The sequence below is a fragment of the Hominisplanchenecus murintestinalis genome, from assembly GCF_943193015.1.
Taxonomy (GTDB): Bacteria; Bacillota; Clostridia; order Lachnospirales; family Lachnospiraceae; genus Hominisplanchenecus_A; species Hominisplanchenecus_A murintestinalis.
In genome coordinates this window covers 1-21,640 of record NZ_CALPCM010000024.1, presented here as the reverse complement: position 1 = coordinate 21,640, position 21,640 = coordinate 1, and the positions used below count along the sequence as shown (strand labels likewise).

General features: G+C 46.1%; 21 protein-coding genes and 3 tRNA genes. 3 read left to right on the top strand and 21 right to left on the bottom strand.

Translation table 11 applies throughout. The annotated features are described in order from the left end of the window. Window positions 1-145: 145 nt before the first annotated feature. The 5 genes from NFR99_RS09510 to NFR99_RS09490 form a co-directional block, all read right to left on the bottom strand. On the bottom strand, window positions 146-1,255 hold the full coding sequence (locus NFR99_RS09510) for a GNAT family N-acetyltransferase (protein WP_120485332.1): 1,110 nt from the start codon (window positions 1,253-1,255) through the stop codon (window positions 146-148). A gap of 45 nt (window positions 1,256-1,300) precedes the next feature. Beyond that, window positions 1,301-1,858 carry a 2-C-methyl-D-erythritol 2,4-cyclodiphosphate synthase gene (gene ispF / locus NFR99_RS09505; protein WP_120485331.1) on the bottom strand — a complete coding sequence of 186 codons (558 nt, stop codon included), beginning with the start codon at window positions 1,856-1,858 and terminating at the stop codon, window positions 1,301-1,303. Window positions 1,859-2,000: 142 nt separating this feature from the next. Continuing rightward, window positions 2,001-2,198, bottom strand: coding sequence for a hypothetical protein (locus tag NFR99_RS09500; RefSeq protein WP_135975390.1), 198 nt, complete (start codon window positions 2,196-2,198; stop codon window positions 2,001-2,003). A 250-nt stretch (window positions 2,199-2,448) separates the two neighbouring features. Continuing rightward, window positions 2,449-2,522, bottom strand: a tRNA-Met gene (locus NFR99_RS09495). Window positions 2,523-2,538: 16 nt separating this feature from the next. Beyond that, window positions 2,539-2,611, bottom strand: a tRNA-Val gene (locus NFR99_RS09490). Window positions 2,612-2,768: 157 nt separating this feature from the next. Between NFR99_RS09490 and NFR99_RS09485 the strand changes: the two genes are divergently transcribed. Beyond that, window positions 2,769-2,856 (top strand) — tRNA-Ser (locus NFR99_RS09485). A gap of 88 nt (window positions 2,857-2,944) precedes the next feature. Here NFR99_RS09485 and NFR99_RS09480 read toward each other — a convergent pair. After that, window positions 2,945-3,574, bottom strand: a complete 630-nt coding sequence (locus tag NFR99_RS09480) for an adaptor protein MecA (protein ID WP_135975392.1) — start codon at window positions 3,572-3,574, stop codon at window positions 2,945-2,947. Window positions 3,575-3,737: 163 nt separating this feature from the next. Between NFR99_RS09480 and NFR99_RS09475 the strand changes: the two genes are divergently transcribed. Next, window positions 3,738-4,895, top strand: a complete 1,158-nt coding sequence (locus NFR99_RS09475) for a CapA family protein (protein ID WP_243126782.1) — start codon at window positions 3,738-3,740, stop codon at window positions 4,893-4,895. 69 nt (window positions 4,896-4,964) lie between these two features. Here the strand turns inward: NFR99_RS09475 and NFR99_RS09470 are convergent, their stop codons facing one another. The 10 genes from NFR99_RS09470 to NFR99_RS09425 all read right to left on the bottom strand — a co-directional run bounded on the left by NFR99_RS09470 (window position 4,965) and on the right by NFR99_RS09425 (window position 13,738). Then, complete coding sequence (locus NFR99_RS09470; protein ID WP_251353482.1) at window positions 4,965-6,194, bottom strand: cell wall hydrolase; 1,230 nt, start codon at window positions 6,192-6,194, stop codon at window positions 4,965-4,967. A 145-nt stretch (window positions 6,195-6,339) separates the two neighbouring features. Beyond that, complete coding sequence (locus NFR99_RS09465) at window positions 6,340-7,047, bottom strand: leucine-rich repeat protein (RefSeq protein WP_251353481.1); 708 nt, start codon at window positions 7,045-7,047, stop codon at window positions 6,340-6,342. A 147-nt stretch (window positions 7,048-7,194) separates the two neighbouring features. Continuing rightward, the gene (locus tag NFR99_RS09460; RefSeq protein ID WP_135975396.1) at window positions 7,195-7,407 is read right to left on the bottom strand and encodes a hypothetical protein; all 213 of its coding nucleotides are present in this window, start codon (window positions 7,405-7,407) and stop codon (window positions 7,195-7,197) included. 82 nt (window positions 7,408-7,489) lie between these two features. After that, window positions 7,490-7,657: a hypothetical protein gene (locus NFR99_RS09455; protein ID WP_168354744.1), complete on the bottom strand. Its 168-nt coding sequence runs from the start codon at window positions 7,655-7,657 to the stop codon at window positions 7,490-7,492. Between the two features lie 21 nt (window positions 7,658-7,678). Continuing rightward, complete coding sequence (locus NFR99_RS09450; RefSeq protein WP_251353490.1) at window positions 7,679-8,362, bottom strand: M12 family metallo-peptidase; 684 nt, start codon at window positions 8,360-8,362, stop codon at window positions 7,679-7,681. A 214-nt stretch (window positions 8,363-8,576) separates the two neighbouring features. Further along, window positions 8,577-9,188 (bottom strand): metallophosphoesterase family protein, encoded by a 612-nt coding sequence (locus NFR99_RS09445; RefSeq protein WP_120484680.1) that lies wholly within the window; start codon window positions 9,186-9,188, stop codon window positions 8,577-8,579. After that, complete coding sequence (locus NFR99_RS09440) at window positions 9,185-11,101, bottom strand: BMP family ABC transporter substrate-binding protein (protein WP_251353480.1); 1,917 nt, start codon at window positions 11,099-11,101, stop codon at window positions 9,185-9,187. The genes NFR99_RS09445 and NFR99_RS09440 overlap by 4 nt, the downstream gene beginning before the upstream one ends. An 84-nt stretch (window positions 11,102-11,185) precedes the next feature. Further along, window positions 11,186-11,950, bottom strand: coding sequence for an ABC transporter permease (locus NFR99_RS09435; RefSeq protein WP_330642181.1), 765 nt, complete (start codon window positions 11,948-11,950; stop codon window positions 11,186-11,188). Then, window positions 11,934-12,716, bottom strand: coding sequence for an ABC transporter ATP-binding protein (locus NFR99_RS09430; protein WP_251353479.1), 783 nt, complete (start codon window positions 12,714-12,716; stop codon window positions 11,934-11,936). Before NFR99_RS09430 ends, NFR99_RS09435 begins: the two co-directional genes overlap by 17 nt. Window positions 12,717-12,730: 14 nt before the next feature. After that, the gene (locus tag NFR99_RS09425; RefSeq protein ID WP_251353478.1) at window positions 12,731-13,738 is read right to left on the bottom strand and encodes an aliphatic sulfonate ABC transporter substrate-binding protein; all 1,008 of its coding nucleotides are present in this window, start codon (window positions 13,736-13,738) and stop codon (window positions 12,731-12,733) included. A gap of 170 nt (window positions 13,739-13,908) precedes the next feature. On the opposite strand from NFR99_RS09425, the gene NFR99_RS09420 reads away from it, so the two are divergent. Next, window positions 13,909-14,886 carry a LacI family DNA-binding transcriptional regulator gene (locus NFR99_RS09420; protein ID WP_158604898.1) on the top strand — a complete coding sequence of 326 codons (978 nt, stop codon included), beginning with the start codon at window positions 13,909-13,911 and terminating at the stop codon, window positions 14,884-14,886. Window positions 14,887-14,928: 42 nt separating this feature from the next. Here NFR99_RS09420 and NFR99_RS09415 read toward each other — a convergent pair whose 3' ends face one another. From NFR99_RS09415 to tig, 5 genes are all read right to left on the bottom strand, one after another. Next, window positions 14,929-15,102 carry a DUF4250 domain-containing protein gene (locus tag NFR99_RS09415; RefSeq protein ID WP_135975404.1) on the bottom strand — a complete coding sequence of 58 codons (174 nt, stop codon included), beginning with the start codon at window positions 15,100-15,102 and terminating at the stop codon, window positions 14,929-14,931. A gap of 10 nt (window positions 15,103-15,112) precedes the next feature. Then, entirely contained in the window at window positions 15,113-17,695 is a 2,583-nt protein-coding gene (gene clpB / locus NFR99_RS09410) for an ATP-dependent chaperone ClpB (protein ID WP_120484674.1), read from the bottom strand. Between the two features lie 218 nt (window positions 17,696-17,913). Further along, the gene (locus tag NFR99_RS09405) at window positions 17,914-18,498 is read right to left on the bottom strand and encodes a GNAT family N-acetyltransferase (RefSeq protein WP_120484673.1); all 585 of its coding nucleotides are present in this window, start codon (window positions 18,496-18,498) and stop codon (window positions 17,914-17,916) included. Then, window positions 18,485-20,149, bottom strand: coding sequence for a phosphoenolpyruvate--protein phosphotransferase (ptsP, locus tag NFR99_RS09400; RefSeq protein WP_120484672.1), 1,665 nt, complete (start codon window positions 20,147-20,149; stop codon window positions 18,485-18,487). Before ptsP ends, NFR99_RS09405 begins: the two co-directional genes overlap by 14 nt. 199 nt (window positions 20,150-20,348) lie before the next feature. After that, entirely contained in the window at window positions 20,349-21,554 is a 1,206-nt protein-coding gene (gene tig, locus NFR99_RS09395) for a trigger factor (protein ID WP_120484671.1), read from the bottom strand. Between the last annotated feature and the right edge of the window lie 86 nt (window positions 21,555-21,640).

Sequence of the window (21,640 nt, the reverse complement as noted above, 5' to 3'; positions counted from 1 at the left end):
GAAAATTTCCTATGAGATGAAAAAGAGTAAACCCATAACCGGGTTTACACTATATAATAGGTAACGCTTGGTTTACCATAACATGTCAAATTTTAAAAGTCAAGTGCGGCTTCGCGAAATTCTGCATAATACCAAAAGGTTCCATTTAGACCACTTCGTTTATGAAAACCGGCCCACAAGTGCGGATATTTTCCCATGCCCCTACAGCCTCCTCTGAGATTCCGGGCGGCCGCTCCCCGAATGACAACGCTGTGAATTCACCTATAGAAAGGGTAAACTCTGGCGCTTTGCCATTACACTTTTCCAGATTTCCTCCCGTCCGGTCGCCATAGAATCTATAGATTCCTGTATTCTGCGGCAGCAGATCATCCGTCAGCCCGAAAACAAATTCGGCTGGTTTATCACATGCAAGGCACGGCGCAAACCGCTCCGGATTTACAATCCTTCCCATAATCATAGGTTTCCTCTCCTGAGCTTCCATCAAATCCTCTGAAAACCCATGAAACGATACCTGCCCGCCCTCCTTTAAATAATGCGCCAGAGCCGGCAGGACAAATGTCTCGCATCCCTCTTCCACTACAAGCTCGCGCACTTCTGCCCCCTCTTCAAACGCCGTAAAAAAATATCCCCTGATTCTGCCCCGGCTGCATAGCAGCGCCACATCGCCTCCCTGACACTTCTGTTCCTCCAACAGTGTTTCAAAATACTCCTCTGTATGGAAAGCAAATGTCCTGTAATTCCGCTTTAAATAGGCATTTGAAAATTCTGCCAGGGACGGAATATCCTGTTTCCCGGCTTTCCGGCATTCCAGGCACGGCTGCCCCAAAAAATCTTTGACATAAATCTCTCCCCGGTTCTGACGATAAATAAACACAAAGTCAAAAGGCCGATAAAGCTTTTCATCTGCCGGCATCAGAAATGCAAAAGGTTCCCCTATACGCCGCATATCCTCCAGCGCCGTTTCCATCAGGCGGCGCATCATCCCCTGTCTGCGGTACTTCTCATCTGTAGCTACCGCCACGATATATTCCCCAAAAACGTCTCTTGTCCCCAGGCGCATCAGATACGGATTCAAGTGCAGCATAGACAGCGCCTCCCCATCCTTCCCCTCCGCCACATATATCCTGTTTTCCCTGACTTTATACCGATAGTAATACTCCACAAATTCCGTACTGTCCTCTTGAAATACCCTCTGATACAGGCTTTTTGTTTTTTCATTTTCTGCCGCGTCCAGCAGCCTTACCTCATACTCCATACTCTGCTCCAAGCTCCAGGCAAACTGCCTGTACCTTCCTTTCTTCTAGCATTGCCCTTCATCTTTTCTGCCGCATCCCCCCCGGCAGTTCCCGCATCCGCCTGCCATCCTGTCGTCTGCCACTTTGTCTAACAGGGAAACCAGAGCGCAGACAGCCTGCGCAGAAATTCCTTCCCCCACTCCTGTAAATCCCAGCCCTTCCTCCGTCGTGGCTTTGATATTCACTCTGTCTGGCTCAATCTGCAGCGCTGCTGCCACATTATGTTCCATCCCTTCTATATAAGGACGAAGTTTAGGACGCTGGGCAATGATTGTCGCATCAATATTTTCAACCACATAATTCTTTTCTTCCAAAAGCTCCCCTACATGACGCAGCAGCCCTATGCTGGAAACTCCTTCATACGCCGGGTCTGTATCCGGGAAATGCTTTCCGATATCTCCCAGGGCTGCCGCCCCCAGAAGTGCGTCCATAATCGCATGTACCGCTACATCCGCATCTGAATGTCCCAACAGCCCCCTCTCATAAGGAATTTCTACCCCCCCAAGAACCAGCTTTCTTCCCTCCACTAACTTGTGTACATCATATCCCATTCCTACGCGCATACTTTCCTCCTTCTTTGACATCTTAAAATCATACTATTAATATACCACGATTTTCCCATTTTAAAAAGGATAGGCAGAACACAAAAAAAACGCCGCAAAATGTTTTACCAACATCCTGCGGCGGTCTTGTATGTTCTTATTCTTACTCGGCTGCTTCTGTTGTTGCTGCTTCTGTTGTTGCTGCCTCTGTCGGCGCTTCTGTAGCAGCTGCCTCTGTTGCTGCCTCTGTTGCTGCCTCTGTGCCCGGTGCATTTGTTTCTGCTGCATCTTTTCCACATCCTGTCACCAGCGCTCCTGCTAATACTGCCATTGCCATAAATCCCATTACTTTTTTCATCATAATATTTATCCTCCTCTTAAAACTGAGATACCCGATGTCCTTCGTATCTCTTTCTTAATTACTTACGCGGATTATCTTAGCACATGAAACATGGCTTTTTCTTCCTTTTTCATTAATAAATTCTGAATGTTTTCTGACGATGTTCATATTTTATTAAGATTTTTTATGTTCTATTTCTCCGAAGCCTTTACTGTTAAAAATACAAAAAATCTCAAAATGCTGAATATTCAACACTTTGAGATTTCTCCAGTAGCGGAAGGGAGACTTGAACTCTCGACACTACGGGTATGAACCGTATGCTCTAGCCAGCTGAGCTATTCCGCCATATATTTTATTGAAATGGGGCCTATAGGGCTCGAACCTATGACCCTCTGCTTGTAAGGCAGATGCTCTCCCAGCTGAGCTAAGACCCCATTCTGTACAGCCTGTCTTGCGACTGCTTCGCTATTATACTATGGTTTTCCGGTAAAAGTCAACCCCTTTTTTTATTTTTTTCATTCTTATTTTTTCATTGACTATTCGCACTGATATGGATATAATACAACTTGTGAAAGAAATATTCTTTATTCTGGAGAGTTATCGAAGTGGTCATAACGAGCTGCACTCGAAATGCAGTTGTCCTTTACTGGGCACGTGGGTTCGAATCCCACACTCTCCGTAAAACCCCACAGGCAGTTTACCGCCTGTGGGGTTTTCCATTTCCGCGGGCAATGAGCTAAGCGCCGCGCTTGCAGCAGGGTATTTAACTACGCATACATCATTCCCGCGAGTTTTTGCAGTGCGTTATCACGGACAATACATTCCCCATGCTCCTGTATAAATGCCCGCTGGTTCGGGCTGACAGCTTCCACATTTGTAAACTCGGAAAGCTTCACGGTACACCAGGTAAGCTGTTTATCATCTTTCCTCTCCGGCTGCATAATCAAAAAATAACTGCCCTCAAACTTATACAGCTCATTTTTCAACTCTATCTCCCTGGCAAGAAGCCTCGACGCATCAAGCACCTCATCCAGACTCCCAAACTCTCCTATCAGATATGGCGTTTCAGGAATGTATTCCTTCTTTGTTATGGAAAAGGTAATTTTCTCTTCATCTAATTCTTTCAGGCGGCAGTTCAATATATACCCGTCCACCTGAAAGCTCAAATCCTGCTCTGCCAGGCGGATGGCCTCCCGGAACATCTCTTTCACTTTGGGAGTCCCCGTCACAAAATCAGAAAGGCTTATCTGGTTCTGAATCAAATCTTCTTTATACAGCGACCACAGTATCTGGTTATCATTTATTTTTTCAAGTTTCATTGCCATCCCCCCTTCTTCGCCGCATCCTTCTATCTGTTCTACAATGACTATAACGTATTTCTGCTTAATTTTCAACACCCAGTTTCTGCCGAAATATCCTATATTTATATTTTATCCGAATCTGCTGAAAAATGGAACCACATTTTCATTGCAACGATAACTTTTATCAGATATACTGTTAGCATAACTTTGCAAAATTACACGGCGGCAGAGCCGCGCATACGATGTGGGGGGATTTCAGATGGACGAAACGGCACGCATGAAAAAATTAATACAAGCCCACCGGCAAAAAAAACGAAAGCGGAATATTATGATTTTCTGTCTGCTATGCGGCGCTCTTCTTACGGCAGGTACTGCGCTTTATCTGACCCGCGCTTCCTGGCTGCCATCTTCTGCACCTGAAGAAGCCGCCGCAGTTCCACAAGCGCTGGAAACGGATGTCTCATCGCCGCAGGCAGCGTCGGCTGCCCGGCTCAGAAATCTAAACACCCAGATTACCATCAGCCTGGTCGGAGACTGCACGCTGGGGACAGATGAAGCTTTTGCCTACGACACCAGCCTGAACGCCTACCAGCTCTACCGTGGCAGCGACTATTTTCTACAGAATGTCAAAACCATTTTTGCAGAAGATGACCTTACTATCATCAACATGGAAGGACCTCTCACAGAATCCACGGAAAGAAACGGTGAAAAATTTGCCTTCAAAGGAGCCCCCGGGTTCGTAGATATCCTCTCCGGCTCCTCTGTGGAAGCTGCCAATCTGGCAAACAATCACAGCCATGACTACGGAGAGCAGGGATTTGAAGATACAAAACGCATCCTGTCAGACGCTGGAATTACTGCTTTCGGTTACGATGAAACCGCCCTTATCACAATCAAAGGTATCAAAATCGGGCTTGTGGGCATTTACGAACTGCACGACCATCTGGAGCGCGCCCGGCAGCTCAAAGATAACATCGCAAAGGTAAAGCAGGAAGGCGCCGACTTAATTATTACAATTTTTCACTGGGGAAATGAACGGGAAACTATACCAGACTCCAATCAGATGGCACTTGGGCATATCGCTATTGACTACGGCGCTGATTTAGTTGCAGGCCATCACCCGCACGTACTTCAGGGCATAGAGGAATACCGTGGAAAATATATTGTCTACAGCCTGGGAAACTTCTGCTTTGGGGGAAATAGCGCCCCCGACGATATGGACACTATGATTTTCCAGCAGACCTTCACCATCCAAAGCGGCGAAGTCCTGACAGACGAAAATATCACCCTCATCCCTTGCAGCATCTCTTCCGAAACCGGGTTTAACAATTATCAGCCTACACCCGTCGAAGGCAGTGAAGCGGAGCGGATTCTTCAGAAAATAGATGAGCGAAGCGCTCAGATAAATGCCGAATGACCAGGTTCGGCATTTTCTTATAGATTTAAAAACAGGGATGCCGCCGCATCCCTGTTTTTTCTAACTAATTCAATAAAACCAATGTGCTCCTATCTTCGTCCCTTTGCCTGCACTCGTATTGAAATACAATGCTCCCGGAACAGGATTTTCACCGTTCAACGCCGCCTGTGCCGCTTCGTAGCAGTCGCTGGGCGCGCCGCCTGCCAGTATCTGGTCAAGCCATCCGCTTCCTGCGGGCGAGAACTGTCCGCTCTGGTAAATAACCTCACGGATGCTTCCCGGATAGGAACCGCTGGCTATACGGTTCATGACTACTGCCCCTACCGCTACTTTTCCTTCCCGTGACTGATTTCCGGCCTCACAGTAAATCAACGCCGCCAGCAGGGAGACGTCATCCGCGCTTGCTGTAGTAACCGTTTCTTCAGATGCAGCCGCCTCTGTCCCTGCATCTGCTGTAGGAACATTTGAACCGCTCGTCTGTGTACCGGAAACTGCATCTCCCGACACATCCGCTGTACCCGATGTTTCTGTATAAGAATCATCCGCATCGCCATACGATTCTGACGAACCGCTGTCCTCACTGCTGTATGTTCCTGCTGTACCGTTATTTGACGCATCATATGTCTCTGGTGCGCTGCTATCTGTACTGTCCGAATCCCCTGTCCATGCCGCGCTTCCTTCCGCATATTCCGGCTGCCAGCTTGCTGCCGTATAAGTTCCGTCGCTCTCCCCGTATGCCGTATCCAGCGGAATCGCTTTTTCTAAAATCGTAGTTTTCTGTACGTCCTCTGCCGGAACATACGCTACCGTCGCATCATCCATCTGGACTGCGTACCACGCGCCTTCCTGATTCAGCAGCGTATACTCGCTTCCGCCTTTTGCTTTATTCAAGATAGCAGAACAACAGTCCGGGCTGGCAAACATATTCACATTATCCCAGGATATCTCTACTCCCGGCGTCCCATACACGCCTGCAATCTTTTTTGCTTCATCCCCATAGGCCAGAAACTCATCCTTTATGTAACCTTCCACGCCGCCAGAGATGATATGTGTCCATTCTGTCCCTCTCTCAATCACCTCTGCCGTAGCCGCTTTCGGAAGATACCCTACCACCGCGCTCTCCGTAGAGGCATTTGCCCTGATATTCACCTGGGTGTCAACATTTGCCACCGCAGTAAAGCTCCATTTCGCATCGTCTATTCCTGTGTTCGGCGCAGCGAAAACTGCGGCAGATGAAAACATCGAAAGCGCCGCTACTGACATAGCGCAACCGAGAACAGGTTTCATTTTACCTTTCATCCAAACCTCCTCGTAACCGATTCCTGAGAAAAAAATTTCGCATCTGTTACTTTTTTCTTCTCATTTGTTACATATTTGTTAAGTTTGTTACGGTTGCATTATATATTAATTACGTCAGCTTGTCAAGCAGAAATAATACGGCGCTTCATTTTATCTGGCTTCCATAAAAAATGTCCTTCCCAAATTTTTCTATATAGCGCAGATTCTGAACCTCTTTTAAATTTCTGCATCGATAAAATGCCCTTTCCTGAATAGTCTTACAGGACTTTGGCAGAATAACTTTTTTTACTTTGCTGTATGCAAAGGCCCGGTTATAAATAACCTGCACCCCTTTCGGCACACGATAAGTCCCTTTAATCGATGGAACTGCATATAAAATCCGCCCGTCTTTTGAAAGAAGGGAACCCTTTTTTGATTGAAAACGGGCGTTCCGCCTATCTACAACAATTTCTTTTAGATTTGTAAAATTCGTAAACGTCCCCTGTTCAACCTGCCTCACAGTTTTAGGAATAATTACCCTCACAGTTTTTGTATTTTTCCTGCATTTATAAGCATCTGTAGCCGGGGATGCATCCAGGGTATCCGGATAACAATTTCCGCTGATTTCCGTTACCGTATAGCTCTTACTGCCAATCATGACGCTTTCAGGTACTCTGATAATCTTTGCAGAGTTTTTCAGCTTTGCGCCCACACTTCTTCTTTTTCCTGAAGACTCCTGAATATAATACTCAATCCCATTCTCGGATTTATCGGGAGCTTTAAACTTCGCCTGTCCCTGAATGGGAAGCATTAGAAAAAACATTGTGCAGAATACCGATACGCAGTATATAACTTGTTTAAAATATTTCATCATATTTCTCCTCTTGGCTTATTATTTTAATTATAGCATTTTTTCTTTGTTTCAATAACCAGCAATCAAAGATATACAAATGAAATTCTTCTTTGTACTTTTCTATTATTTCCTCCTTGGTTGCTGAACAAAGAGGTTCATATTTATCTGTCATAAATGTATAAAATCGTTTTTTATACTATTACTGACCTTTTTATTCACTATATGCTGAAAAACCGCTTTATAAATTTTCTGACGCTCTATCCCTTTATTATATTCTGCTTCTCCATATAGATGAACTCCATGCTTATAAATTTCAGGAAAATCACTCTTAAATTCCAAAACAGCATTCCTTAACTCTTCATCAGTAAATTTAATCCCCAAACCTTCAGCCTGCGTAAGAACCACTTGTTCATCAATTAAATCATTTAATATTTCCCTATATGAGTACTCCCCTGCTGCCTGCTCATAGAATCTCTATATTATAGGCATATATATTTTCCCCATTTACTATTGCAACAACATCTTTACCTCCATATCTTATATCGCCCACATGAAACACAAGCCAAACTCCCCCTATACCAATCAGGATAAATATAGAAGCTCTCAAAATCCTATTACTATATTCTTTCATAATTTATATCTCTTTATATTTTTAATACCATTCCCTACGAAAACACCACCAATCCCCATGAACACCACACACTTTATTTAAATATCCAAAACCCGATGCCTTCATAACGCAAGCTTTATTGCAATGATCTAAATTATACGTATGTCCTATCTCATGCTGAACAGTTTCAACTTCTGATTTATACGTAGATGGAAATATCAAAACTCTTGGTCCACCTTCAATTTTTCCTTTATATGCAATTCCAGCAGTATCCTTTGGTTTTCTCCCTGATAATCCTACAATCATATCAATTCCATTCCCTACTTTATAATGACTAATAAAATCATCAAGTAACTTTTCGGGGTTTGTTGTGGATGCTGAAGTGAATGCAACTCCTTCTTTTACGACAAATTTTATACCTATAAAATCATACAAATATGTTGTAGCCTCCTTTACAGTCCTTTTAGCTCTTATTTCCCAGTCACTACTGTGCGCTTTTCTATACTGTGCATCGCACATGGTTTTTACATTCACTATTATAGAAGTTGCCCTCAGCCCCTGCGAAACATCTATATTGTCTTCTGGTTCTTCATCCAATACTATATTATCATATATGCTTCTTACAAATTCATCTTCAGATGTAAACTGCTTTCTCCCAATTGAGGGCATTGTCCTGGAAGATACGGAAATTGTTTTATCACAAAGATTCCCTGCAATAACTGTCATCAATGTCAAAGCAACCATACCCCATTTTTTTCATATTCCTTCATCCCTTTTCATTTATTTTTATATATGATTATTTATTTAATTTACAGTATACATATATATAAATATAAAGTCAATGATTTACATCTATTTTTTCAAAAACGTAAAAAAGCGCCGGCTTATACCTCTGTCGGCGCAATAGCAATGTAATGAAAATCTAAAAAACAAACTTTACTCAGATACTTAAATTCTCCTCTTCAATCTCAAACACACATCTCTCATATGCATTAATCACCTGTGTCGTCCCATACTTATCATATCTCTTCTGCCGGATTCCATAATTCATATGCATATGCCCGTGGATAAAAAATTTCGGCTTATACTTGTCCATCAGCGTTTTGAATATGCGGAATCCCTGATGCGGAAGGTCGCGTCCGTCATTGAGCTGATATGCCGGGGCATGGGTGAGAAGGATGTCAAAGCCCCCCTTGCGGAGCAGGGAAAAACGCAGCTTCCGTACCCGGCGCGCCATTTCCCTGTCAGTATACTGATGTTTCCCCGGACGGTAGCGCATCGAACCGCCAAGCCCCAAAATCCTGACCCCATTGTACACAAAAATCTTGTCCTCAATGCAGGTGCATCCCTCCGGCGGGTCTTGCTCGTACTTATCATCGTGATTTCCGTGAACATAAAGTACCGGAACTGTAGCGAGCGTAACGAGGAAAGACAGATATTTCGGATTTAAATCTCCAGCCGAAAGTATTAAGTCAATTCCCTCCAGCTTTCCTTCCTCATAATAATCCCACAAATATTTTGATTCTTCATCCGCAACTGCCAATATCTTCATCGGATACTACCTTCCACCAATCCCTGAAGCGAAACCACTGCTTTGGCCTTTTCCACCAGGGCATCTTTCTGTGGAATTGAACCTATAACATTTTCCGCAAGCCAGTCCATTGTTATGATTTCCTCCGGACTCAATGCCTTCCCGGCGTCTTTCTGCACGATGCCCTGCTGAGAATAGAGTATCCCGGAAAACGGGTTAAACTCACCGGAACAAATCGTTTTTTTCAAAAGTTCTATCAGGCGCGCCGTACCGATCGGAAGATGCTGGGAACAGATGACATCCACGATTCCCGCCGACATGCCCCACCAGTAATTCAGCCCTTTTGTTTCATTAGATGCATCATCATACTTCCATGATCCATCCATAATATTCCATATCATCTTTTCGTAAAATTTTCCCCAGTGCCATACCGGCATCGCCAGGCTCCACGGGCCATTTTCCCCCATCCGGTACAGCCCAAACTGACGGTTCGCACTGTCTGGTGCAATCATATCGCGCCCTGATATATAACGGATACCCTTTTGGGCAAAACTCTGCTCCACATCATGATTTTTCAGCGTAGACCATTCCAGGTAAATCTTCGCCCGGGGATTTACCATTTTTGCACCTAACGCAAACGCATTGATGCTTGCCGCCATTCCGAAAATCGGATAATTTGCTATATATCCTATTTTTCCGTTCTCAGACAACGCCCCTGCAATGGCTCCCATCAAAAATTTGGGTTCATACATACGTCCGTAATATGTCCGGATATGCCTATGTGACGTATTTAAAGAACAGTTCAGGATTTTCACCTCCGGATGCTCTATTGCCGCTTTAAGGCTTGCCTTTAAAAATATCGGTGACGTGGTAAAAATCAGATTGCTGCCATTCTGAACCGCGGCTTCCAAAAGCTCTTCCGCATTTTCCTCTGAGCCGTTGTCATAACACGCTGTGCTGACCTGGTCCGAAAACATTTGCTGCAAATGCAGCCTGCCCAGCTCATGAGCATATGTCCATGCCGAAGTTTCCGCCGTTTCTTCATGGATAAACGCCACCTTCTGCTTCGGCACGCTAATCGGAAACAAGCGCTCAAAAATATTTTTTTTAATATCTTTCTCATCCGCAGGATCCATCTGAAGTTCGAGGGATTGTTCCGTGCGCAGCAGCTTGAATTCATCCCAGGATTTGGCAAGCTTTTCTTTCAGTTCGGCCGCCGTCATATTCTTTATCACTTCATAGCCATACAAACCGATAAAAGACAAAAATGCATCTCCAGGCAGAACTTCAAGCTTCTTTCCTCCGCGCGCCTCAAATTCTGCACTAAATCGGGTGTAAGCAGAACTAAAATCGAGCTTATCATCATCGCTCCATTCCTCGTCCGGCCGCTTTCCCAACAGATACTGTAGCTTTGCAAAACTTCCCGGCTGTGAAAACCAGATGTAATTTACTCCTGACAAATGGTAAAAATCCATAAATTCATAGTAAATCCGTGTTTCCTTATCCTCTGAATGAGGCGGAATAATACGGGTTACTGTTCCAAGCACCGAAACTGCACCCACAAATTTCAGAACACTGACACGCTTATTTCCTTCCTCAATATAAAAACGGTTCATAAATTCATAAGCCTTCACAGGCTCCCGGATTCCTTCATCCAGATGCGCCTGATACAGCGCCATCCATTTTGCAGCAAACTCTGTATCTGCTTTCAGCAGCGGATAAAATCCCTTGCTGAACGCGGCGCTCCGCGCAGCGCTTTTCGTGCCCACAATCTGTTCCGCCGGAATCTGAACAAGCCCCAGGGGAATTCCCCCTGAGGCAGTTATATTTCTTTCCTTTAAAATGTCGTCCAGGACAGCTGGGGATCCCCCTTCTTTCTTCCCCATCCGATATGCTTTTTCATAATCCACAAGTGCTTCCGATGCTGCCGCCATTTTCCTACCTCCCTGCCGCCATATATTACCTCTATTATATCAAATCAGCGCTTTCTTTTCCATGACATTTCCCTGAAATATTCTCTAAAGCCCACGCTTCTTCAATACACGGCGCTCCAGATTTGAAAAGACAGCTTTGTCTACAAGCACCCCTACCAAAATGATGACCAGCATTACCCCGGTCACCTGATTAATATCCGCCAGGTCACGCCCGGACATCAGCGTATAGCCCAGTCCTACGTATGCAGACATAACCTCTCCAGACATCAGAGCTCTCCACGCAAAAGACCAGGACTGTTTCAGCCCTGCCAGGACTCCCGGAAGCGCCGCCGGCCAGATGACGCTCAAATAAAGCTGGCGCTTTCCGGCTCCCATCGTCTGCGCTGCCTTAATATAAATGGGAGGAACCGTCCGAATAGCATTTTCTATCGCCAAAGACACACTAAACGTAGAACCGATAACAATTACGAACAAAATAGACGCTTCGCCAAGCCCGAACCACAGAATAGCAAAAGGAACCCAGCATACGCTCGGCAGGGACTGGACGCCATTCAGGAAAGGTTTCAGGTTACGGTTAAAATAATCTGAAGATGAAATTAAAATCCCCAGCAGCGTACCCACAACAAGGGAAATAACAAATCCCAAAACCACACGGCGCAGGCTGTATGCCGTCGCTTTCCAAAGCGTCCCGTTTCCCAGCATTTTCCCCAGGCTTTCCACTACGCCCAGAGGTGAAGGCATCGCATAGGATTTCCACCATCCCAACACACCGGTGCCCAAAGTGTAGATAATCTGCCAGGCAAGAAGCAGCAGCATGGCAAACAATATGCTGCTAAGCCATTTTTTCATGGTCATATTCTTCTTTTGCAAATTTCTCCACCTCCCTCTCTACACAGCTCAAAATATTATGGCGTACTTCTAAGAATTCTACAGCATCATTGCGTCTAGGCCTCGGCAGCCCTACCTGAAAAATTTCTTTAATGCAGCCCGGGTTATCAGACAGCACTACGATACGATCTGCCAAAAACACTGCTTCCTCCACACTATGGGTCACAAAAATCACTGTTTTCCCCGTCTCTTCCCAGATGCGTTCCAAATCCGTCCTGAGCTTATTTGTTGTCTGCTTATCCAAAGCCGAAAACGGCTCATCCATCAAAAGTACCGGCCCATCCAGGCAGAGAGAACGCGCCAGAGCCGTCCGCTGACGCATACCGCCGGAAATCTCATGCACGCTATATTCCCGAAATTCCCAAAGCTGCACCATTTTCAGATAATGCTCTGCCCTACGGTTCTGCTCCTCTTTCGGAACCCCCATCATTTTCATGCCAAATTTCACATTTTCCATCACATTTAACCACGGGAACAGCGCATGTTCCTGGAACATCACCACTCTGTCTGCCCCCGGAGCCGTAATCTTCTTCTCATCCAGGAAAATCTCTCCATCCGTCGGAAAGTCCAGCCCTGCAATAATATTCAGCAGCGTCGATTTCCCGCAGCCCGAAGGCCCTACGACACAGATGAATTCTCCCTGTTCAACCGAAAGCGAAATATCTTTTAATGTTTCCTTCATGGAACCCTCAAATGTCCGGCTCACATTTTTAATCTCCAAAGCCATTTCAAATCTCCCCTCTACTCCCCAATATCCGCCGCTATCTGCTCGGAAAGCGCAGTATTTATAAAGCCGTCTTCGGGAAGTGCACTGATAAATCCCTGCTCATAAGAAGTATCCGCAAACTTGTACAGCGCTTCTTGATTTAACGACGTAGTGACGTTCGTCCTGGAAAATGCCCCAAGTACCGTCTCTTTCTCATAAGCATGCCCCGTCAACGCTTCAAGCTCTGAAATCATCGCATCCGCAGAACTTTCCAAATTATTATTAATCTCGTTTGTTACTTCTTGGTGCGCTTTGAGAAACTCTTCCACTACTTCCGGATGCTCTTCCATATATTCATTTCTCACTACCACTACTGCTACCGGATAATCGCCGTTCAGATAAATATCCTGATAATCCAGAAGCAGATCCACATTATCCGAAGCGGTCAGAATTGTCCCCCAAGGCTCCGGAACCAGTGCGGCGTCAACTGTCCCCTGGTCAAACATATTCTGGAGATTTGCGTTTTCCACTGCGACCACCTCTACGGTTCCCCCTGCGGAAACAGGTGCAAGCTGATTTTCTGAAAGAAGATTCAGAAGGCATAGATGCTGCGTATTCCCAATCTGCGGAATCGCCACGGTCTTTCCCGCTAAATCCGAAACTGATTCGATATCTGAAGTAGAGCCTTTCACCAGCACCGCACCCGCGTCTGCAGCGTTGGCAATTACCGTCACATCCCCCTCCGATTTCACATTTCCATTAATCGCCGGAACCGGCCCAATATATCCGATATCTACCTCGCCTGCAAAAATCGCTTCTACTTCAGAAGAACCTGCCGTAAATGTATTCCATGTCACTTCATACTCATCCCCAAGCTTCTTCTCCAGGATATTTTGGTTCTTCATAACCAGAGCCTGTGCATGAGTAATATTAGGAAAACATGCCATCCTAAGTTGTGTTCCGTCCCCTTTCCCAGAACCGCATCCCGCCAGCATAACAGCTGCACCCAGCACCAAGAAAACGTTTGCTCTATGTTTTTTCATAAATATTCCTCCGTTTTTCCTTGTGTTTTGATTCGCCTTTCTCTATAATGTATATCATATATACAAAATTATTCACATTCAAGGAGATTTTAAGCAAACGTTTTCTCACAAAGCATGATTTTTTAAACGCAACAGCATCAAACACCAATGCAAATCCAAGGAGGGTTTTTATGTCTCTAAAAAAAATTGCCGAAATGACCGGAGTATCTGTCTCTACCGTCTCCCGCGTGCTGAACAACAAAGAGTACAACTGCGCCTCCCCTGAACTGAAAAACCGAATCTGGGAAGCGGCAGAAAAAATCCACTATGTGCCAAACGAAAATGCCCGCAGCCTTCAGCGCGGAAACCGCAGGCTGCTTCCAGCCCCCAGACGCAGGCTGGCTATTATTCTCGGCCGTTTTGATTCTTTAAAAAAAGACCCCTTTTTTTCTGAACTTTTCCGCAGCGTAGAACAGGAAATTTTTGCAAATGAATGCATCATCTCAGCCTTTCTCACCGCTGCTGAACTGTATAGAAAAGAGCTTCCCTCCGCAGACGGTTTCATAATCTTCGGGCGAAGCTCTGAGAGCCTGCTGAAACATATCCAGAAAATCACCAAAAACATCATCGCTATTGACCGCAACCCTACTGCTTTCGAGATTGACGAGGTCGTATGCGACGGCAAAGAAGCCGCCGTCCTTGCCATGGAATACTTAATCGGCAAAGGGCACGAAAAAATAGGCTACATCGGGGACTGCTCCTACGAAGCCCGTTATGTAGGGTACTGCGACTCCCTCATCCGGCATAAGCTTCCCCTGGACTACTCTGCCATCCGCCCCACAGACCAGACCAGCCGCAGCGGTCACGAAGCAATGAAAAAGCTGCTGGCGCAAGGCGGCCTTTCCGCCGTGCTCTGTGCAAACGACGCCACTGCCCTGGGCGCTATGCAGGCATTCCAAGACTTCCCCGCGCCTCCCATAGACCTGATTTCCATCGACAATATCCAGGCAGCCGAAGAAGTTTCCCCTCTTCTCACCACTGTCAACATCCCTAAAGAAGATATGGGAAAAATGGCGGTAAAAATCCTGCTCGACCGCATAGACCGCGGACATACCGAAACTATGCGGATTGTGTTTCCGCCAAGGCTTGTGAGGAGGGAAAGCTGTTAATAACCAGGGGGAGAGTAAAAAACTCTCCCCCCTTGCATTCCCTTACACAAACCGATTTTCTTTCTCATCGTAATGATAATCTATCGCCTCCATCTGCCGCACCAGCTGTTCCCGGTTCATGCCCCGGCAGGTGCAGAGCATCTCCAGCGAATCATAATGATCCCGCAGCAGTGTATTTACATAGCTCAAGAGTATCATAGGGTCTTTTGGTATCATCTTTTCCCTCCTATTTTCTCACAGCCGCCGGCCTTCCGTTCAGAATGTCAATGAGAACCGTATCATCCGCACGGACTTCTCCTGAGAGTATCAGCCGCGCCGCGAGCGTCTCCACATGTTTCTGTAGAAAACGTTTCAGCGGCCTTGCCCCGTAAGCCGGGTCATAACCTCCTTCTATCATATATGCTTTTGCAGTCTCCGTCAACTCTAAGGAAATCTCCTGGGCAGCCAGACGTTTATTCAAATCTTTCATCATCAGATCCACGATGATTCCAATGTTCGCTTTTGTGAGCGGTTTGAACATAATTGTCTCATCCAGGCGGTTCAGGAATTCAGGCCGGAAATGATTTCTCAAATCTTCCATCACCAGCTTTTCCGCCCCCTCGTCAATTTCCCCATCTTCGCCGATTCCTTCAAGAAGATAGGCGGAACCGATATTGGAAGTCATAATCAAGATCGTATTCTTAAAGTCCACCGTCCTTCCCTGGGAATCCGTGATGCGTCCGTCATCCAAAACCTGGAGCAGCACATTGAATACGTCAGGGTGGGCTTTCTCAATCTCATCAAACAACACGACAGAATAAGGCTTCCTGCGGACTGCTTCTGTAAGCTGTCCGCCCTCCTCATATCCCACGTATCCCGGAGGCGCCCCAATCAGCCTGGACACAGAATATTTCTCCATATACTCGCTCATATCAATACGCACCATATTCTGTTCATCGTCAAACAGGCTCGCCGCCAGCGCTTTGGCAAGCTCAGTCTTTCCAACTCCGGTCGGTCCCAGGAATAGGAAAGAACCGATAGGCTTTGTCGGGTCTTTAATACCCGCTTTCGAGCGGAGGATGGCTTCTGTCACTTTCGTCACCCCGTCGTCCTGGCCGACAACCCGTCTGTGCAGTTCATCGTCAAGGTGCAGGATTTTACTCCTCTCACCTTCTGTCAGCTTCGCTACCGGAATTCCCGTCCATCTCGAAATAATCCTGGCAATCTCCTCGTCTGTGACGCTCTCATGAACAAGAGATAAATCCTGGCTTTTTACTTTTTCTTCCTCTATGGCAAGCTGCTGCTGCAGTTTTGGCAGCTCCCCATACTGGAGCTCCGCCGCCCGGTTCAAATCATAATTCCGCTGAGCCTTTTCAATCTCTTTATTCATATTTTCAATCTGCTCACGCAGCTTCGAGAGATTTTCCACGGAATGTTTTTCATTGTCCCACTGTGCTTTTCTGGCGTTAAACACATCCCTCTGTTCTGCCAGCTCCCGCTGCAACGCCTCCAGCCTGTCCTGGCTGAGTTTATCTGTCTCTTTTTTCAGAGCCGCCTCTTCAATTTCCATCTGCATAATACGTCTCTGCAGTTCATCCAGCTCTGTAGGCATGGAATCCAGCTCCGTCTTAATCAGCGCGCACGCCTCATCCACCAGGTCAATCGCTTTATCCGGCAGGAAACGGTCGGAAATATAGCGGTGCGACAGCGTTGCCGCCGCTACCAGCGCGCCGTCCGTAATTTTCACGCCATGATAAACCTCATACCGTTCTTTCAGCCCTCTGAGAATGGAAATCGTGTCTTCCACAGACGGTTCATCCACCATGACCGGCTGGAAACGCCTCTCCAGGGCGGCGTCTTTCTCAATATACTGACGGTATTCGTCCAGAGTAGTCGCACCGATACAGTGCAGCTCTCCCCGCGCCAGCATAGGCTTTAGCATATTTCCGGCATCCATCGCGCCTTCCGTTTTTCCCGCCCCTACAATCAAGTGCAGTTCATCAATAAATAAAATGATTTCACCTTCACTTTTTCTGACTTCCTCCAGGACTGCCTTCAGACGTTCTTCAAATTCTCCCCGGTACTTCGCGCCGGCCACCAGAGCGCCCATGTCCAAAGCAAAAATCTTCTTATTTTTCAGTCCTTCCGGTACATCCCCGCGAACAATACGCTGCGCAAGCCCTTCCACGGCAGCAGTTTTTCCCACTCCCGGTTCTCCAATCAGTACCGGATTGTTTTTTGTCTTTCTTGATAAAATACGGATAACATTCCGGATTTCCGAATCACGCCCGATAACCGGATCCAGTTTCTGGTTTCTCGCCTTTTCTACCAAATCCTGCCCATACTTATTCAGCGTATCGTAGGTTGCCTCTGGATTATCGCTGGTAACCCTCTGGTTTCCCCGCACCGTCGAGAGCGCCTGCAAAAAACGTTCCCTCGTAATGCCATACTCCTTAAAAATCTCTTTCATTCCCTGGTTCGGATAGCGCAGCAAAGACAAAAACAGGTGCTCCACCGACACATACTCGTCTCCCATAGCTTTCGCCTCATCCTCAGCGCTCACCAGTACCTTATTCAGATATTGCCCGATATAAACCTGCCCGCCGGAAACCTTTGTACGCTTATTCAACGCCTTATCCAGTGTACCTGCAAAATGTTCCGTCTGAATCTCCATCTTTTCCAACAGTTTTACAATCAGGCTGTCTTCCTGGTTCATCAGGCTGTACAGAAGATGCTCTTGCTCAATTTCCTGATTTCCATACTCATATGCTACTTTCTCCAGCTCATTCACTGCCTGTAATGATTTTTGGGTAAATTTGTTGATATTCATAAATAGCCTCCTCTCTGAGTGAGCCTTGCTTATTTTTATTTGTTCTATAACTACTATAACATACTTTTTTTAAAATGCAAGCCTTTTTTTCATTCTTACAAAAATCTAAAAAACTACTGACTGCGCATATAAAACGCTCAATCAGTAGTTTTCTGCTTTTTCTATGGAAATAATCATAAGAAATACTGCAAAATCTGCCTTCGAAAATTCACGCGGCACTACGGCATAGGCAGCATAACTTCTTTCCCAAAATATTTTTTATCAAACATTGCATGATAAATACGGTTCAATGCCATCCATATCCCGCCGGCGGCCTCTTGAAGCGGAAAATGCATAATCCTATACTCTACCCCAAACAGACAGGAACAGAATTCTGTAAGGATTAACCCATTTTTCTCATAAAACCGGATGCGGCGCCTTCGCTCTTCCCTCTCTGCCTCTGACTTTGCAAAATCGGGATTTTCTACTTCTACTATCATGCGGCAGATATCTTTCTGTCTCAGCTCTTCTTTTAAAAGCCTAAGAAAACGGCTTCCGATGCCTCTGCCTCTGGCTTCCCGAGACACTGCATAATAATCCAGCAAAACACTGGCGCCCTGAACCACAAAAAATGCATATGCCGTAATACGCTCTTCTTCACAGAATCCATATGCAAAATAGATTCCCCCGCTCAGCATCTCCTCTATCCGTTTCCAGGGCTTCAGCTCCGCAGGCGGAAAATCCTCCTGCATCCTCTCATCATAGAGCCTCCGCATTTCTTCCCTGCTTAATTCTTTCAGCATGGTATCTTCAGCCCAAAACATCCGCCAGAATTTCTTCCCGCCTGTCCGCAATACCGGTCTCCCTGATTTTTTTCCTCAAAGGCAGGATACATGCCGGAGATACCGACAGCTCGTCAATGCCCATAGCAAGAAATGCTTCTGTAAGCTCCATATCTGCTCCCAGCTCACCGCAAATTCCAATCCAAATACCGTTCTTATGTGCATTATCTGCCGCCATCTTAATAAGACGCAGCAACGCCTTATGATGCGGATGATAGAACTTCTCCAGGTTTGCATTCTGCCTGTCCACGGCTGTTGTATACTGGGTCAGATCGTTCGTGCCTACACTGAAGAAATCCACCTCTTTCGCCAGGTCATCACTGATGACAGCCGCCGCAGGAGTCTCAATCATAATACCAAGCTGTGTCTCTTTATTGTACGGAATTCCCTCGTCATCCAGCTCCTTTTTCACTTCCTCAACGATTTCCTTAATCTCCAACACTTCCTCCAGAGCGATAATCATCGGGAACATAATTGCAATATTTCCAAACGCTGATGCACGGAACAGCGCACGAAGCTGAGTCTTGAAAATATCCTTCTGAGTCAGGCAGATACGGATTGCCCGGTAACCCATTGCCGGATTTTCTTCTTTCGGAAGATTAAAATAATCAATCTGTTTGTCCGCGCCGATGTCTAAAGTACGAATGATAACCTGTTTGCCCGCCATTGTCTCTGCCACATATTTATAAACCTTGAACTGCTCTTCCTCTGTCGGAAAATCATCATTTTCAAGATAGAGAAACTCGCTTCTGAACAGCCCGATGCCCGCCGCGTCATTCTGCAGGACAGCTCCGATATCTGAAGCGTTTCCGATATTGGCGTACAATTTTACTTTCTGTCCGTCAAGACTGATATTTTCCTCGCCTTTAAGCTTCTGCAGCAGCTCCTGTTTTTCCTGGTACTCTGCCTGTTTTTCCCGGTATTCTTTCAGAGTCTCCTCATCCGGTTCAATGAACAGCTTTCCTGTTGCGCCGTCCACGATGCCCATCTTTCCTTCATATTCTTCTGTGAGTCCTTCACCAAGGCCGATGATTGCCGGAATATTCATAGTGCGGGCCAAAATTGCCGTATGGGAATTCGTGGAACCTCCCTGCGTCACAAAAGACAGCACCATATCTTTGTCGAGCTGTACCGTCTCGCTGGGCGCCAAATCATCCGAAGCCAAAATGACAGGCGTATCTGTCACCAGCCCCCCTTCCTGGCTTCCTGACAGAATCGATACCACACGCTCGGAAATGTCCTTTACGTCTGCCGCACGTTCCCGCATATATTCATCATCCATAGATGCAAACATCTGGGAAAAATTGTCCCCTGTGGTTCCCACGGCAAATTCCGCATTAATTTCCTGCGTGGTAATCATATTTGTAATCGCTTCCACATAGTCCAGATCGTCCAGCATCATCTGATGAACCTGGAAAATCATAGCGTTTCCTTCACCTACCTCCTGGACTGCCTTGTTATACAGTTCATCAAGCTGTTCAATAGCCTTCGCTTTCGCTTCCTCAAACCGTGCAATCTCAGCCGCCGGGTTGTCTATCTTCCGGCGCTGAATCTGACCGCCTGTCCTCTTATAAAAAGAAATTTTTCCTATAGCGACACCGCCAAAAACACCTTTTCCCTGTAATGTAATCATACTGTTCCTTTTCTCCTTTCCACCATCCCAATTTAATCACTTTTCTACCGTTACAAAAAGAGTTATACACATTTTACCATATTAAAAAAGAATTTGCCACCGTTGGAAGAATTTTTTCTCCCCTGTTTTTCTATAAAAACAAGGCATTCCATGATTTTGCTTTTATCATAGAATGCCTCTGTATTTTACCTTTTATTATTTATTCTTCCGTCCCGCTTTCTGTCTCTGAGGCCCCCTCCGTTCCGGATTCTCCTTCCGGTGCATCCGGATCTGTTACAACTGCGCTGGATGTCACCACTTCGAGCGCTTTATCCAACAGAAGATTTGTCTCTACGAGCTTTTCGCCATACTGCTGCTCCAGCCCTTCCACACCCTCTAAGCCCATCTGCTCCGCATATGCTGCCGCCCTTTCCTGGTACTCTTCATCCGTGAGCGTCAGCCCTTCTGTCTCTGCGATAGCTTTGAGAAGCATTTCCTGACGCAGGCTCTGCTTTGCCATCTCCTCCATCTGTGTATTAAACTCTTCCTCTGTCGTCTGAAGATTCTGCTCAATAAAATCAGACAAGCTCATCTCCGACTGCTGCGCATACTGCTCATAATAATCCACATACTGCTGTTTCGTGAAAGCCACCAGCTCCGCCGGATAGTCATTAATTTTAGAATTATTATAAACCTGCGTCATCAAATCATTTGTTTTCTCGGAATCCCTGGTTGATGCTTTCCCCTCTTTCAGCGTCTGCTCTACGCTTGCACGGTACTCATCTACTGTCTTATACTCCGACTCGGAAATCTCCGCCGCCAGTTCGTCAGTGAGCTCCGGCGTACGTTTAATCGAGTTGATGGTTACATGGAATACTACATCCTGGCCTGCCATCTCTGCGTTCTGATAACCCTCCGGAAACGTAAGGTTCAAATCCACAGTCTCTCCTACGCTCTTTCCAATCAAACCGTCCTCAAATCCCTCAATAAAGCTTCCTGAACCAATCACCAAATCAAAGCCTTTATCTGTTCCGCCCTGAAAAGCTTCTCCGTCCTTGATTCCTTCATAGTCAATATTTGCAGTATCTCCTTTTTCTACAGTCCCCTCAGTCAGTGTTTCCACCTTTTCTTTCTGGGTAAGCCTGCTGGAAATTTCAGCGTCAATCTCCTCGTCTGTCACAGCCGTGGAAGCCAGGGTCACGTTCAGATTCTTGTATTCTCCCAGCGTCACATAATCCAACGCCTTATAATCCGGCCTCTCTGCCGCTGCACTCTGCGTCTCGCTGCTGCTCTCGCTCTGTGCTTCACTTCCGTTCTCAGTCGCCGCCGGCGTTCCTGATTCTGTAGCCGCCTTGTTTCCATCTGAACAGCCTGCCGCTGCCAGGGCAAGTCCTAAAACTGCCGCCATTACTAATCTTTTTTTCATAATATACAATCCTCGTATAATAAGTTTGTAAGCAAGAAAAACAGCTTACAGGCTTATTCTTTTTTTGTTAGACAGAAGGGTAATTC

Bases quoted from the DNA above. Each gene is read 5' to 3' on its own strand.
- clpB (WP_120484674.1), bottom strand. From the start codon at position 17,695: ATGAATATCAACAAATTTACCCAAAAATCATTACAGGCAGTGAATGAG.
- NFR99_RS09470 (WP_251353482.1), bottom strand. From the start codon at position 6,194: ATGAAAGGTAAAATGAAACCTGTTCTCGGTTGCGCTATGTCAGTAGCG.
- ispF (WP_120485331.1), bottom strand. From the start codon at position 1,858: ATGCGCGTAGGAATGGGATATGATGTACACAAGTTAGTGGAGGGAAGA.
- NFR99_RS09450 (WP_251353490.1), bottom strand. From the start codon at position 8,362: ATGACAGTTATTGCAGGGAATCTTTGTGATAAAACAATTTCCGTATCT.
- NFR99_RS09430 (WP_251353479.1), bottom strand. From the start codon at position 12,716: ATGGCTTTGGAGATTAAAAATGTGAGCCGGACATTTGAGGGTTCCATG.
- NFR99_RS09500 (WP_135975390.1), bottom strand. From the start codon at position 2,198: ATGATGAAAAAAGTAATGGGATTTATGGCAATGGCAGTATTAGCAGGA.
- NFR99_RS09415 (WP_135975404.1), bottom strand. From the start codon at position 15,102: ATGATACCAAAAGACCCTATGATACTCTTGAGCTATGTAAATACACTG.
- tig (WP_120484671.1), bottom strand. From the start codon at position 21,554: ATGAAAAAAAGATTAGTAATGGCGGCAGTTTTAGGACTTGCCCTGGCA.
- NFR99_RS09425 (WP_251353478.1), bottom strand. From the start codon at position 13,738: ATGAAAAAACATAGAGCAAACGTTTTCTTGGTGCTGGGTGCAGCTGTT.
- NFR99_RS09440 (WP_251353480.1), bottom strand. From the start codon at position 11,101: ATGGCGGCAGCATCGGAAGCACTTGTGGATTATGAAAAAGCATATCGG.
- NFR99_RS09435 (WP_330642181.1), bottom strand. From the start codon at position 11,950: ATGAAAAAATGGCTTAGCAGCATATTGTTTGCCATGCTGCTGCTTCTT.
- NFR99_RS09465 (WP_251353481.1), bottom strand. From the start codon at position 7,047: ATGATGAAATATTTTAAACAAGTTATATACTGCGTATCGGTATTCTGC.
- NFR99_RS09475 (WP_243126782.1), top strand. From the start codon at position 3,738: ATGGACGAAACGGCACGCATGAAAAAATTAATACAAGCCCACCGGCAA.
- NFR99_RS09420 (WP_158604898.1), top strand. From the start codon at position 13,909: ATGTCTCTAAAAAAAATTGCCGAAATGACCGGAGTATCTGTCTCTACC.
- ptsP (WP_120484672.1), bottom strand. From the start codon at position 20,149: ATGATTACATTACAGGGAAAAGGTGTTTTTGGCGGTGTCGCTATAGGA.
- NFR99_RS09510 (WP_120485332.1), bottom strand. From the start codon at position 1,255: ATGGAGTATGAGGTAAGGCTGCTGGACGCGGCAGAAAATGAAAAAACA.
- NFR99_RS09445 (WP_120484680.1), bottom strand. From the start codon at position 9,188: ATGAAGATATTGGCAGTTGCGGATGAAGAATCAAAATATTTGTGGGAT.
- NFR99_RS09455 (WP_168354744.1), bottom strand. From the start codon at position 7,657: ATGAAAGAATATAGTAATAGGATTTTGAGAGCTTCTATATTTATCCTG.
- NFR99_RS09405 (WP_120484673.1), bottom strand. From the start codon at position 18,498: ATGTTTTGGGCTGAAGATACCATGCTGAAAGAATTAAGCAGGGAAGAA.